The sequence below is a fragment of the Gimesia aquarii genome, from assembly GCF_007748195.1.
GTDB lineage: Bacteria > Planctomycetota > Planctomycetia > Planctomycetales > Planctomycetaceae > Gimesia > Gimesia aquarii.
This window is the reverse complement of record NZ_CP037920.1, coordinates 4,142,727-4,156,523: the sequence shown is the minus strand read 5'-3', so window position 1 is coordinate 4,156,523 and position 13,797 is coordinate 4,142,727. Positions and strand designations below refer to the sequence as shown.

The following is a 13,797-nucleotide window of genomic DNA, read 5'->3' as shown; positions in this document are numbered from 1 at the left end:
ATGTGTGGTGCCGATTTAGTTATATTGATAAACGTAGATATGTAATGGTCCCACCTTTAGGCAATGATTGCTGACCCCGCATCAATCCCGCCGCTCTCACCAGGGAAAGGAGCAGGAATGTCTCGACGCACTACCGAATTTTGCGATGGCATCTCACGACGGTCTGTTGTGAAAGCGGGTTTGACCGGCTTGATGGGCCTTTCTCTTCCCGACATTCTTCGTCTCAAGGCACATGCTGTGGAACGGGGACATTCAAAGCAGGATACGGCGATCATCTTTCTGGAACTGGCGGGTGGGCCGACGCAGCATGAAACCTATGATCCCAAGCCGAACGCGCCTTCTGATTATCGGGGGCCGCTCAGTCCCATCAACACAGTGGTTCCTGGTGTGCAGTTCAGCGAGTTCATGGAAGCGCAAGCGCGGGTACTCGATAAAATGGCGATTATCCGTTCGATTCATCACAACTCCGGCAGTCATCGCACGAGCAGCCATTTGACCCAAACCGGTTATTATCTGCGCGATCGGCAAAACAATGATAACGAGATGCCGAGTCTCGGTTGTATTACCTCCCGAGTCCGTGGCAGTAATGCAGAGGGAATTCCGGCGTATGTCTCTTTGCCACGCGATATGCGTTTTGGTCGCGCCGCCTGGTTGGGTAAGGGGTTTAATCCCTTCATCACGGCCCGTGATGCGGATGCCAATAACTTCGAGGTCCCCAACCTGACTCTGTTACGCGGTCTGACCGCAGAGCGCATGCGGGATCGCCAGTCATTGCTTAAGGGCTTCGACGCCACTCGCGAAATTATTGATAACAAAGGCGTCGGCGATGCCATTGATCAATACACAAAAGAAGCCTTCGAGATGGTGGCAGGTGATGCAGCCCGCAAAGCTTTCGATCTGTCTCAGGAAGATCAGAACACACGCGACCGCTATGGCAGGACCGCTTTTGGCCAGAATATTTTGCTCGCACGCCGTTTGGTAGAGCATGGTGTGACGGTGGCTTCCGTGCGCGTGACCGGCCCCAGTTGGGACGATCATCGCGATCTGGTCAAACGCATGCGGGAAAAGGGCGTCCCTTATGACCGTGCGTTTGCAGCACTCGTGGAAGACCTGCATGAACGTGGTCTCGACAAAAAAGTGATGGTGGTTGCTATGGGCGAATTTGGCCGGACTCCGAAATTCAATAAGAATGCCGGTCGCGACCATTGGGGACGCGTAATGAGCGTTGCCCTGGCGGGGGGCGGAATCAAAACCGGTCAGGTGATTGGCGCTTCCGATGATAAAGGTGGCACACCGGCGGACGCCCCCTATCGTCCTGAAAATGTGCTGGCGATGCTGTATCGCCATCTGGGCATCGACCCAGCCACAACGTTCCCGGATCATAGCGGCAGGCCCCGGTATATTCTGGAACGCCGGGATTTGATTACCGAATTGATCTGAAACGTGATGTCATCCCACTGGTTCGGTTTCTGAGACTAGAACTGTTTCCGTTCTAAATCGCTTTCCTTCTGCTCTGCTTTTCTGAATGCCCTTCTTTTTTTGGCGGATCGGAAGCGAAACCCTAGCTTCTGCCCTGGTGCGTAACTAAACTGGTAGTATCTACACAACTTACACTCCGATACACCTCGCTCTTTTTTACGGATTATGCTCGAACAATGAAACAATATCTCAGCCTCATTGCAGACTCTTCAATGAAATCCGCCTGTTGGACCGCTTCTCTGTGCTTATCACTCTTTATTGCCAACTTCGCCAGCGCAGCACCACTGGTTTTTGAAGGGACTGAGGGAGTCGGGAAAGGAAAGCACATTGTTTTCCTCGCAGGCGATCATGAATACCGCTCTGAGGAATCGCTGCCCGCACTCGCGCGAATTTTGGCGAAGCATCACGGTTTCAAGTGTACCGTGCTGTTTAACATAGATCCGAAAACAGGCGAAATCGTAGCAGGCAACTCCAATATTCCTGGCATGGAAGCGCTCAAGACGGCGGACCTTGCGGTTGTGTTTCTGCGGTTTCAGAATCTACCCAAAGAACAGATGCAGCATTTCGATGATTACCTCAAACGCGGTGGTCCGGTGGTTGGCATGCGGACCGCGACGCACGCGTTCAATATGCCCGCTAGTGCTCCTTTTTCAGAATATTCCTATAACAGTAAAGACAAGGACTACGAGAAGGGTTTTGGACACCAGGTGCTGGGACAGACCTGGGTGGGGCACTATGGAACCAACCATAAGCAGAGCACGCGCATCACAATCATTGACGGCAAGCAGACACATCCGATTTTGCGTGGTGTGAAAGACATCTGGGTGCAGGCGGGCGGTTATGTCGGCAAGCCTACCGATGGTGAAGTATTAACCATGGCCCAGCCTTTGAACGGTATGAAGCCGGATTCTCCTGCCGACAAGACAAAGCCGCCGATGCCTTCGGAGTGGACGCGAACATATACCTCAAAATCGGGTAAGAAGGGACGCGTATTTACAACATTGTATGGGACACCTGAAGATCTGTTGAATGAGGGATACCGTCGAATGCTGGTCAACGCCTGTTTCTGGGCGCTGGGAATGGAAGACGCGATCAAGGCGGACGCCAACGTTGCTTTTGTCGGGCCGTTTGAGCCGAATACATTTGGCTTCGGGACTTACGCGCATGGGATCAAACCGGAAGCGTATGCCGGCTATACGAGCCCGATTCCTGCCAACCACAACACCAAAAGAACAGACTCCAAAAAGAAATCCTCTCGAAAAAAGAACGCTGCGAAGGCAAAAAAGAAATCAAATTCAAAGGCAAAACTTGTAACTGGTAAGCCGGCACAATTTGTTCGCATCGAACTGCCGGGCAATAAACGCATTCTAACGCTGGCGGAAGTCGAAGTCATCAGCGGTGGAAAAAATATTGCGAAGGACGGCAAGGCGACGCAGTCAAGCACAATGGGACCAGGAGTCGCTGCCAAGGCGTTGGATGGCAATAAAAGCTCTGATTGGGGTAAAGGGGGACAGACTCATACTGCCAATGCGGGGACCAGGAACCCTTGGTGGGAAGTTGATCTCGGTCGGGCTGTCGACGTGGAAAAGGTGGGTATCTGGAACCGTAGTGGATTTGAAGGCCGCTTGGAAGATTTCACGCTGACGCTGTTGGATGCGAATCGCAAACCGGTGTTCCGGCTGACGAAAGTGGCCGCTCCATTTACTATGGAGATTGACGTCAAGAACAGTGGAAAGAAGAATTATCTAACCTTCAATGGAAAACCGGGTGTCCCTTATAAGTCGACTTCGAAGTCAGTCGGTTCGAAGTCATACAGTCAGGCCGCTGACCCTACACTTTTTGACGTGCCGGCAAACTACCGTGATCCGATTCCCTTTGCCTTTCAGAAAGGTGACGTCGTTGCCATTGTCGGCAATGGACTACCTGATCGGATGCAGCATGACGGATGGCTGGAAACGCTGTTGCAGAATGAACTGCAAGGTAAACAGGTACGTTTTCGTAACATGAGCGCGAGTGGCGATCGTGTGGATTCGTTCCCGCGCAGCAAAGGTGCCGCTACGATTACCGAATATCTACGACATGTGAAGGCGGACGTCGTCTTCGCATTCTTCGGCTACAACGAATCATTTGAAGGTGTGAAAAAAGCTGGCGAGTATCAAAGAAAACTCATCGATTTTGTCAAAAAGACCCGTGGTTCAAAAGCAAATGGGAAATCGTTTCCGCGGATTGTGTTATTCAGTCCCATTGCCCATGAAGACACCGGAAACAAAAATGTGCCTGACGGTAAGGCGCATAACATACAACTTGAGGCCTACACCAAAGCCACCGCAGCCGCAGCCCGAAAAGCGGGAGTCGCGTATGTTGACCTGTTTCACCCTTCTCTGCAGATGTATAAAGAGTCGAGCACGCCTCTGACAATCAATGGAGTTCATCTGACGGAAGAAGGTAACAAGCAGCTGGCCGAAGTCATCTCCTCTGCACTGTCTGGTCATCAGGTAACCGCGTCGCACACGATGGAGCCCCTGCGTTCGGCTATATTGGATAAAAATTATAAATGGAATAACCGTTATCGCGCCCGTGATGGCAATGATGTCTGGGGTGGCCGTTCCATTCTGAAGTTTACGAACGATCAAACCAACGCCGAGGTGTTGCAGCACGAGCTGTCGATGTTGGACGTGATGACCATGAATCGTGATGCGCGTGTCTGGGCGGTTGCCAAAGGTCAGGAATTTAAAGTCGATGATAGCAATGTACCACAGCCGGTTAAGGTGATTTCGAATGTGGGTGGAGGCAGTAAGAGTTCCAGTGCGATTAAAGAGGGAAACCTCAACTACATTAGTGGTGAGGAAGGCATCAAGCATATGGCTGTCGCTGATGGGTTTGAGGTCAGCCTGTTCGCCAATGAAAAACAGTTTCCTGAATTAGTCAACCCGGTGCAAATGCAGTTCGATACCAAAGGCCGCCTGTGGGCCGCTGTCTGGCCAACCTATCCCAAGTGGGAACCTCTGAAAGAGATGGACGATGCATTGCTGATTGTGCATGATGACAATAACGATGGCAAAGCGGATCGCGTGACCGAGTTTGCCCGAATTCAGAATCCGCTGGGATTTGAGTTCTGGAATGGCGGTGTGCTGGTTGCTTCCGCGCCGGAACTTGTGTTCCTGAAAGATACTGATGGCGACGATGTGGCCGATGTTCGCACCGTGATGCTGCAAGGCCTCGATTCTTCTGATACGCATCACGCTGCGAATAATTTGATCTATGGACCCGATGGTGCGATTTACTGGCAGAGCGGTGTTTTCATGGTACATAACCACGAACACCCCTGGGGACCTTCTTTGCAGGCCGCTGAGTCGGCCATGTATCGTTTCGATCCGCGGCGGTTCACCATTTCGATGCATGCGGTCAATTCACCGAATCCGCACGGCATCTCGTTTGACTACTGGGGTTATCACTACGCGACCGACGGTACCGGCGGCCGCGCGTATCAGGTTCGTCCGGAAAAGTCCGGGTTCAAAATGCATGAGCTGTTGAAGAAAGAAGTACGGCCTGTAACAGCCAGCGAAGTAGTCAGCAGTGCCCACTTCCCTGAGTCAATGCAAGGTGACTTCCTGATCTGTAACGTGATTGGCTTTCTGGGCATCAAGCACTATGACCTGGTAAGAAATGCCAAGGAAGGAACCGTGTGGGGAGAGCCTGCCGGTGATGACTTGACGGTCATGCGACTCAATGCCGATGGCTCCAAAACGGCAGACAAATCAAAAGGTCTGATGATGAGCGGAGACAAAAATTTTCGCCCCGCTGATGCGATTTTTGCTCCTGATGGCTCGCTGTATTTCTGCGACTGGCACAACGTGATCATCGGCCACATGCAGCACAACGTGCGTGATCCTAACCGCGATCATAAGCATGGCCGCATTTACAGAATGACTGCCAAGGGACGTCCACTGCAAAAGCCGGTCGCCATTGACGGCGAGCCGATAGCCGCATTACTCGACAATCTGAAATCACCCATCGATGGCATTCGCCATCGCACCCGTGTCGAATTGAGTGAACGCGATTCAGATGCAGTGCTCGCTGCCACGAAAGAGTGGATCAAACAGTTTGATCCGAACAAAAAAGAGGATGCGCATCACTTACTCGAAGCACTCTGGTTGCATCAGCAACACAACGATCGGAATCTGGAATTACTGGGGTTGCTTTTAAAGTCTCCCGAGCCGCACGCGCGCATTGCCGCGAACACGGTGAAGCATTTATGGTTCAACGTCGAAAGCACCATGCGTGGCGGTGTGATTGCGGAATCGGAGGAAGCGGCGACGCAAAAGTCAGGTATCTTGAGTGATACACCTGAACTCACGACAATTCGCATTGGTACGGTCCGTGAACGCATGAGGTATGACGTGCCGAAACTCACCGTAAAGCCTGGTAAGAAGGTGAAACTCACGTTTGCCAACCCGGATTATATGCCTCACAACATCATGCTGGTCAATCCGGGTAAGGCTGACGAAGTTGGCTTGAAGGCGATTGCTTTGGGAGCCAGCGGATTTTCGGTCGGTTTTGTTCCGGAGAGCAAAGAAATTCTCTGGGCCAGCAAACTTGTTGACCATGGTCAGGAAGAGGTCATTGAGTTCGTCGCTCCGACGAAAGAAGGTGCGTACCCTTACATCTGCTCGTTTCCCGGTCACCACATGATGATGCGTGGCACCATGTATGTCACCAATAATCTTAAGGAGTTTCTTGCTAAAAATCCGGAACAGGTTACTAAAATTACCCCATGGAAAATGGCTGACCTGGAAACAGATTTGAAACGTGTGGGACAACATCGGAATTTTTCGAGGGGGAAGGAACTTTTCACAAAACTTGCTTGTGCACAGTGCCACAAATTGAACAAGGACAGCGTCATCCTTGGCAAGAATCTTTCCATTGGCCCCAATCTCGATGAAGTCGTCAAGAAACATAAGCACAACGCCAAAGCAATCCTGGGGGAAATTCTTGAGCCTTCTCGCAAAATTGAGGAAAAGTACAGAACAGTACTGCTCCTCTTGGAAGATGGACGAAGTCTCAACGGGAACGTCGTTTCTGAAGATGAATCATCGTTGACGCTTGTAACGGGACCGCCACAAGTGAAAGAGCAGAAGGTTCCGAAGAGTTCGATTGAATTTCAACGTTCCTCACCCGTCTCCATTATGCCGGCTGCCCTGCTCAATACGTTGGATAAAGAGCAAATCCTCGACCTGCTTGCGTATGTACTCTCAGGTGGAAACGCAAAAGACGCAGCATTCCATCACCATCATTAATCATGATCAGCGTTTCACCAATAGATTTACTGCAAATGGCATCATGAATAGGAGGCTGCGGATGGATTATTCATCCGTAGCCTGCGAATCAAGATCCTTGTTTTGCATTGATTAAAAACCAATCACAACTTTTGTTGCTGTGTTGGCTTATAGATCAAGTTGAACACGGAGGCCGACTACGAGTGCATTGGGGTAGATTCCGGAGGGAGTGTTGATGTATTGGATGTCGGGTTGAACGCTCAACGTTGAATTGATTTTTGCTTTGTAAAACAGTTCCACCATGAACTCCTCGTCGGTGCCTCCTTCGGTGAGTTTGACCCAGCCCAGCCCGGCCCCCGCCACATCTTCATCACGGCCGCGGAGCAGTCCCCTGTAGACGATGCCGGCGAGACCATCTTCGGGGATCTCGGGAAAGGGAGACCTTCCATCGGTGTTGGTAGGATAATGTTGAGCGAAGAGGGAAAGTCCCTGTGGATTGTCGTCCGTGCTGTCGGCTTCGCGATATATCATTTGTTCGATCTGAAGATAATAACCGAACGCGCGGGGGATTACGCCATCGGGGATCTCACCCGGAGTTTCGTAGGTCATGCCAAATGAGATGATGCCGGGGAGTTGATTTTGTGACATGGTATAACGATATTCGAATTCTGAAATGAACAGGATCGAACCATTTTGTGAGAACGTCCCCCTTTCATCAGTGCGAAATGCATCCCAGACCCCAGTTCTGAATTTGAGAGAGGGACTAAGATTAATCATTGCCATCGCTGCCGAACTGGGAGCCGGAAATGAAGGGAGACCGGCTGAGGGAGAGAGACCGAATGCGGAGTTGATAAAATCACTGGCTGTTTCCATACTAATAAATTCCGTGCTTAAGTCCTGCCTGCCGATACGGAACGTGACCGCTTCGTCAAACAGATCGAGTTCCCACCAGAGTTCGCTGATCTGAGTGATATTATCGAGCGAGTCAATATTGCTGGTGATCTGTGTGGCACCGACATAAGGATTCAGCCCCCGGCCATGTGTATTTTCAAACAGGATCGTCGCGCGACCGGGAATCGGGAGTTCCATTTTCTGAAAATCAAAGCTGAGCGCAAGATCGAGCAGGCCTTCGTATTGTGTCGCGTGTTTTGTACCGATTCCGCCATGTGCATTGGTGAAGACTTCACCAAAATAGACAGGGGTTGCGGTGAATCCGTTTTCGGTGTTCAGCCAGGGACTCAGCAGCCGCGTGTCGGTTGCTTCTGTCGAGAAATCTTCAGTGACGATTCGTTCCGGCGGTTCGATTGTTGTTTCTTCCTGCGCCCACACCTGACCGGCTGTCTGAATCAGGGATAAAGCCAGAATCAAGAGAATCTGCTGGAAGATATTTTGAAACCGCACTGTCCACTCCCCGTTACCGCTACAAATGAGATGCCAGAGAAAAATGTAGCGTTCTCTACCTTAATCGGCATATTCGATGGGGATGATCCAGTCTGGCAGATTAGCGAAACTGGGTTAAGCTAAACGGCTTGTTTTCCTTTATTTGCCCTGCTGGATGTTGTCTACAGGGGCTATTTTGTCAGTAAGATTTTTTCGCAGAAAGTCTTCGACCAGCTTGATTCGAGCGGCGTCGTAAAATTCCGGACCGCCATGGGCTCCGCCGTGGATGACTTCGAATGTCACATCTCTTTTGTGCTTTTTGTAGGCACCATACAGTTCGTGAGATTGATTGATGGGGACTTGCGGGTCCTGATCGCCGTGGATGATCAGCAGCGGCGGATCTTTGGCATCGACATGAAACACAGGACTGGCCAGTCGGGCCAACTTCGGTTGATTGTGGGGATCATCGCCGAGCAGTAGCTGCAAGGCTGGGACACGCACACTCAGTCCGTGCGGCGTGGACTGCGTGAGAATGGTCATGAAATTTGTCGGGCCGTAATAATCGACAATCGCTTCGACACGCGAAGATTCCTGATCGAAGTCACCGAGATCACCTTCAAGTTGTGGGTGACCGTTGGTCACACCCATTAACGCCACAAGATGCCCGCCGGCTGACGAACCGAGGATTCCGATCTTGCGGGCATTATAACCATATTTTGATTCCGAGCCTCGCAGGAAACGGATCGCTGCTTTGATGTCATGAATTTGAGCAGGAAATTTTGCCACAGGTGAGAGACGGTAATCGACGCTGGCAATCGCAAATCCATTTTTAACGAGCTGCATTAAAGGCATGTTGGATTTGGACCCTGCCCGCCAGGCACCGCCATGAATCCAGACCAGGAGCGGCGGTTTTGTTTTCGCTTGAGGTAGATACAGATCCAACAACAAGGCATGGTTTCCCACCTTTGCATATTCAATATCATTGATGCGCTGAATTGCTTCCTCACCAAAACTTCGAGCAGGAACAGTGAGCGGTACCATCAACAACAGCAGACTAAGAGTGTAGCGCGCTTTCATCGAAACTCTTTCCGTGTTTAAGCATGATCTTTGTTGTCAACGTGCCGACATCTTTTGCATGATGCGTGCAGTTGAGTCTTTCTGCTATAGAGCGTACCCAAGTTTGTGGTTTCTCGAAAGGTTAGCTTAGTTCCCGGATCGGGGTTCCGTGGGGAAGAATGGGCATGGGACGGCCACTGCGGTCGAGGAACTCGTGATGTTGGTCGATTCCCAGGAATCGATAGATCGTCGAGAGGAGATCGTTCGGATCGAGTTTGTTGTCTTTGGCGTATTCTCCTTTGGAGGTAGTCGAACCAATCACCTGCCCCATGGGAGCCCCACCGCCTGAAACCAGTACCGACATCGCGCCGGGCCAGTGATCGCGTCCCGGTTGCATGACTTTGCTGCGGGTACCCGGTTGGACGGTGATGCGTGGAGTACGCCCAAACTCTCCCGAAACAATCAGCATCACTTTTTTGTCGAGTCCCCGGTCATAGAGATCTTCAATCAATGCAGAGACCGCACTGTCAAAATGAGGCAATCGAACTCCCAGATCATAATACAGATCACCATTGATGGCGTGGATATCCCAGTTGCCATGAATCCGATTTTTTTGTGTGCCTGGTACATCCGGATTGTTCATATACATGGTCACAAAACTGCTGCCGGCTTCCACCAGGCGTCTGGCTAGTAAAGCACGTTGTCCCCATTTGTGGCGTCCATAACGATCACGAGTGGCGTCGCTTTCACGTGACAGGTCAAAGGCCTCGCGCGCTTTATCACTCGTCAACAGGCTCAATGCCTGCTGGTTGATTTCATCCATTGATTCCATCGAACCTTTCAGATCGACGTCTCGGCGAAAGTGATCGAACGACTTTAACAAGTGCACGCGATCATCCAGTCGCTCTTTTAAGCCGTTTGAGAGTGACAGATTTGGCACAGTATAACCTGATGCACCCGGGTTGCCTCCGACGACAAAAGGCATTGCAGATTCACCTAGATAGGCACTGCCCCCACCGTAAGCGCGAGCTGAACTGGCCACATAATTCGGGACACCCACGCGGCGATGCTCACGCATCCGGGAAACGATGGGACCCACTGTGGGGAATTCTGATATAGGACTGACGCTTTGTGTTTTACGACCACTTAAGAAACGAACGGAGCCGCGCGCGTGTTGCGAATCTTCGTGTGAAATGGAACGAATGATCGAAAACCGATCTGCCACCTTCGCATGTTTGGGTAACAGTTCGCAAATATCGATTCCGGGCGCACTCGTTGCAATCGGATTCAACTGCCCCCGATAATCACTCGGGGCGTCGGGCTTCATATCATAGGTTTCCATATGACTCGGCCCACCCAGTAACCAAATGAAAATGACAGCGGTATCATCATTGCCGGTTGGCTGCGTGTTTGTGGCCTTTGCCATTGCGCGCCTGAGCAGCAGATCCGACAGACCTAACCCGCCTAATGCCAGATAGCCTGCTTCAAAAAAGCTCCGCCGCGACATGGGACCGGGACAAAAGATGCTTTGACTGGGTTTCATGGTAATACCTTTGACTCACTGGATTTCGGAAGGAGAAAACATGGTGGGAGTTCATCAAACGCGGTATCAGAAAAAGTCTTGAAATACCGTCATATTGGATTTCGAAACTTTCTTAAATTTTATTGTACCCTGGTCTTCACACCACCGCAAGTAGAGAATCAAGCTGTGCTGTGATTCTTATGGTCGATACATTTTTAGGAGTGGGAGTCAGGATTTGATTGGATAGAGAGAATCATTTTTTGCTGCGCGTTACAAGTACATTGAGGAGCGCAATCAAGAGACTGAAAACCAATGACAGGTAACACATTGGTATCCATCCAAAAGTGCGAGGACAGATAGGGCCTTTTATGAATTCGAAAACAGAACCGATTAGAGCCAAGACTCCTACCATGAAAAGTCCTACCCAAAAGAGCCAATAGAACAATGGTCTCCAGGTACGAAGTATGATGGCACACAGCATCGTCAAATAACCAGTGAAAACCAGATAACAAACAGGAACCAGATCGAGAATGGGGCACGCTTCACCGGAATGGAATTGCCGCCATGAGAGCGTTCCACTACTCCACATGCCGAAAAGGACCAGGCCCAATAACATGATCCTTATCATCTTCGGCACCTCATACTTGTTGTGACCTGGACCTGTTATTTTTCTGATGGCTCTTTCACTGGAGCAGGCGCGGCGATGATAACCGTACTACCTGCCTCTCCAACATCCCCCTTCACTGTTTCACCCGTTAGAAATTTGACTTCTACGTCGGTGACATCAGCACCATCGGTACCGATTGTGATGATCGGGGTGGAGTCTGCACAGAGCCCTTCTCCCTTTACGAAGGGGCGATGTAAAACGCGACCATCGGACAATGTAGCCTTGACCATTGCACCCACAGATCGCACATTATTGGGTAGCTGGACTTTGATCAAGTTCTTTGATCCCTGATTACTGATGAATGCTTTTGAATTTCCTGCCAGATTGACATGTACGAGATCAGGAACTCCGTCCAGGTTGAAGTCGGCTGTTACAGGCGAGATGCTATATCGTTTATTCACCACGCCTGCCTCCTTGCCAACTGCCGCAAACTCACCCGTGATATTTTGCAGCATGAAACGTCCCGGCAGCCGCAGGAAGGGGACTTTGTGAGGCGGCAAGTCAACGAAGTTTTCTGAGACAACCAGATCAGGTCGACCGTCGAGATTAAAATCTTCAAACACAGCACCCCAGGAAAATTCATAATCCGCAAGCTTCACTTTTTCGGCGGAGTCAGTAAATTTGAAATCGCCTTCATTGTGGAACATGATCCATTTGGGATAGTAAACCTGATCCGCACGCAGGTCACCGCTTGCCATAAATGCGGGGGCAGTGGTGCCGGTGTTCGAGAAAAAGAAGTCGACTAATCCATCGTTGTCGTAGTCTGAAACTGCAATTCCCATAGGATAACTATAGACTTCGGAATTCGGGTTGGGAATATTCTCAAACTTCATGTTACCCAGATTCTTCCAGGTGCGTACCTGGCCGGTATCATGGGCTACAATTAAGTCTTCAAGACCGTCCTGATCCACATCGATGAAGACTCCCTGAAATGTATTGTGCTTGTAATACAAACCCGATTCTTTGGTTTTGTCGGTGAATGTATCATCGCCGTTATTAATGAATAAGGCGCTGGTGCCGCCATAACCTTCCTGATTGAAGATATTCAGGCCTTCAATCAATTCCTTGCGAATATAACCCGAGACATACATATCAAAATGGCCGTCACGATTGATGTCTGCCACTGCAACGGAAAAAGGAGTGGTGTCTTCGGCCATTTTCGCATCGAGCTTCTGCCGCGTGAACTTGCCCCCATCATTCTTATAGAGATAGATGTCACTCGATGTTGTGACAATTAAGTCATCAAAGCCGTTCTCGTCGACGTCGAGCGCGATTGCACTCATGGTCGCTTCTTGACTCTCTTTCTCGTATCCCGTCTCTGCTGTGATGTCTTTGAACGCACCATCGACAAATCGAAAGATCACATCGGACTGCCCTTCTCCACCACCAAGGAACAGCTCTTCTGCACCCTGATTGTCAACATTGATCACCGCGCCCCCGGTAGATTGAATTGCGGTGTCCTTTTTGTAAACGTGAGTGAAATCGATATCCGATTCCGTGAACTTGGGAATTGTGATGCCAGCGGTGGAAACGTCATAGGGAATATTTGCATCCAGTTTGAACCGAATTGCGATGAATAAAACGGCAGCTAAGGGAATGAGTAACAGCAGGAGCAGATATTTTTTACGCGACTTTTTCTTTGGTGGTGCTTCGACTTTTGCCGTCTCTTCTTTTGCAGGTTCATTCATTGGGTTAGCTCCGATTTGTCTTGTGTCTTTTGGAAACACATTTGATGGAAGTTAGCTCTGTGATTCGTTTGTCAGTCGTTGACGAGTATCACCAAACAGTAGCGAACAGGTGAAGAAGATTGCAAAGGCGACATTCAATGCAATGGGCATGATGTATATACCAATGTTCTTGTTGATTGCATAGATCAGAAAACTCAAAAGAATCAGTACGATCGGGTTCACGGCTGCCATCCACCTGGGATAGCGCGTTTTACCAGTCAACACGAGGTAGACGTAGATTCCAGACAAAACCAAAGTGGTCATGCGGATGACTTGCAGCAGTGTTTCATATCGGAGTTGATACAGCTCGACCAGCTTTGTGCCTTCAATCAGATCACCGTGGTGAACCAGAGAACCAATACTGGCACGAGAACCCATCCAGACGGCACCGAATATGAAACCATAGGCGGCAATCAGAAAGGCGGCAAAGGCAAGTTTGTTATTGGCCGGGCGGAGCATCTGATAAATGTGCCACGAACCAAGGAAATAAAAGGGAATTCCGATCATGGCGAAGAAGTGACCTGCTGTCAGCCGCGATTCAGAAGTATCCAGCATGAAGTCATAGCTGGTTTCGCTGAATCTTGCCAGAGGGTCAAAGTGAATCAAGAACTCGCCTGTCCCTACCAGGATGGCGGCCAGCAATCCACATGCGGCTGTCAGTTTGAGGTTTAATTGCATGGTACTGTTCTT

The 13,797-nt window shown here is 50.2% G+C and carries 8 protein-coding genes; 2 read left to right on the top strand and 6 right to left on the bottom strand.

Features of this window, described 5'->3' with window-relative positions:
• Positions 1-117: 117 nt before the first annotated feature.
• Together V144x_RS16025 and V144x_RS16020 are read left to right on the top strand one after the other, a co-directional pair.
• Entirely contained in the window at positions 118-1,440 is a 1,323-nt protein-coding gene (locus tag V144x_RS16025) for a DUF1501 domain-containing protein (RefSeq protein ID WP_144986130.1), read from the top strand.
• Positions 1,441-1,655: 215 nt separating this feature from the next.
• The gene (locus V144x_RS16020; RefSeq protein ID WP_144986129.1) at positions 1,656-6,776 is read left to right on the top strand and encodes a PVC-type heme-binding CxxCH protein; all 5,121 of its coding nucleotides are present in this window, start codon (positions 1,656-1,658) and stop codon (positions 6,774-6,776) included.
• A gap of 147 nt (positions 6,777-6,923) precedes the next feature.
• Here V144x_RS16020 and V144x_RS16015 read toward each other — a convergent pair whose 3' ends face one another.
• From V144x_RS16015 to V144x_RS15990, 6 genes are all read right to left on the bottom strand, one after another.
• On the bottom strand, positions 6,924-8,156 hold the full coding sequence (locus V144x_RS16015; protein WP_144986128.1) for a carbohydrate porin: 1,233 nt from the start codon (positions 8,154-8,156) through the stop codon (positions 6,924-6,926).
• 138 nt (positions 8,157-8,294) lie between these two features.
• A complete protein-coding gene (locus V144x_RS16010) occupies positions 8,295-9,212 on the bottom strand; it encodes an alpha/beta hydrolase (RefSeq protein ID WP_144986127.1) in 918 nt (305 codons plus the stop codon).
• Between the two features lie 121 nt (positions 9,213-9,333).
• A complete protein-coding gene (locus tag V144x_RS16005; protein WP_144986126.1) occupies positions 9,334-10,734 on the bottom strand; it encodes a DUF1501 domain-containing protein in 1,401 nt (466 codons plus the stop codon).
• Between the two features lie 232 nt (positions 10,735-10,966).
• The gene (locus V144x_RS16000; RefSeq protein ID WP_144986125.1) at positions 10,967-11,341 is read right to left on the bottom strand and encodes a hypothetical protein; all 375 of its coding nucleotides are present in this window, start codon (positions 11,339-11,341) and stop codon (positions 10,967-10,969) included.
• A gap of 35 nt (positions 11,342-11,376) precedes the next feature.
• A complete protein-coding gene (locus V144x_RS15995) occupies positions 11,377-13,068 on the bottom strand; it encodes an FG-GAP repeat domain-containing protein (protein WP_144986124.1) in 1,692 nt (563 codons plus the stop codon).
• A 51-nt stretch (positions 13,069-13,119) separates the two neighbouring features.
• A complete protein-coding gene (locus V144x_RS15990; RefSeq protein ID WP_144986123.1) occupies positions 13,120-13,785 on the bottom strand; it encodes a DUF6796 family protein in 666 nt (221 codons plus the stop codon).
• Positions 13,786-13,797 lie beyond the last annotated feature (12 nt).

Bases quoted from the DNA above. Each gene is read 5' to 3' on its own strand.
- V144x_RS16025 (WP_144986130.1), top strand. From the start codon at position 118: ATGTCTCGACGCACTACCGAATTTTGCGATGGCATCTCACGACGGTCT.
- V144x_RS16020 (WP_144986129.1), top strand. From the start codon at position 1,656: ATGAAACAATATCTCAGCCTCATTGCAGACTCTTCAATGAAATCCGCC.
- V144x_RS16010 (WP_144986127.1), bottom strand. From the start codon at position 9,212: ATGAAAGCGCGCTACACTCTTAGTCTGCTGTTGTTGATGGTACCGCTC.
- V144x_RS16005 (WP_144986126.1), bottom strand. From the start codon at position 10,734: ATGAAACCCAGTCAAAGCATCTTTTGTCCCGGTCCCATGTCGCGGCGG.
- V144x_RS16000 (WP_144986125.1), bottom strand. From the start codon at position 11,341: ATGATAAGGATCATGTTATTGGGCCTGGTCCTTTTCGGCATGTGGAGT.
- V144x_RS15995 (WP_144986124.1), bottom strand. From the start codon at position 13,068: ATGAATGAACCTGCAAAAGAAGAGACGGCAAAAGTCGAAGCACCACCA.
- V144x_RS15990 (WP_144986123.1), bottom strand. From the start codon at position 13,785: ATGCAATTAAACCTCAAACTGACAGCCGCATGTGGATTGCTGGCCGCC.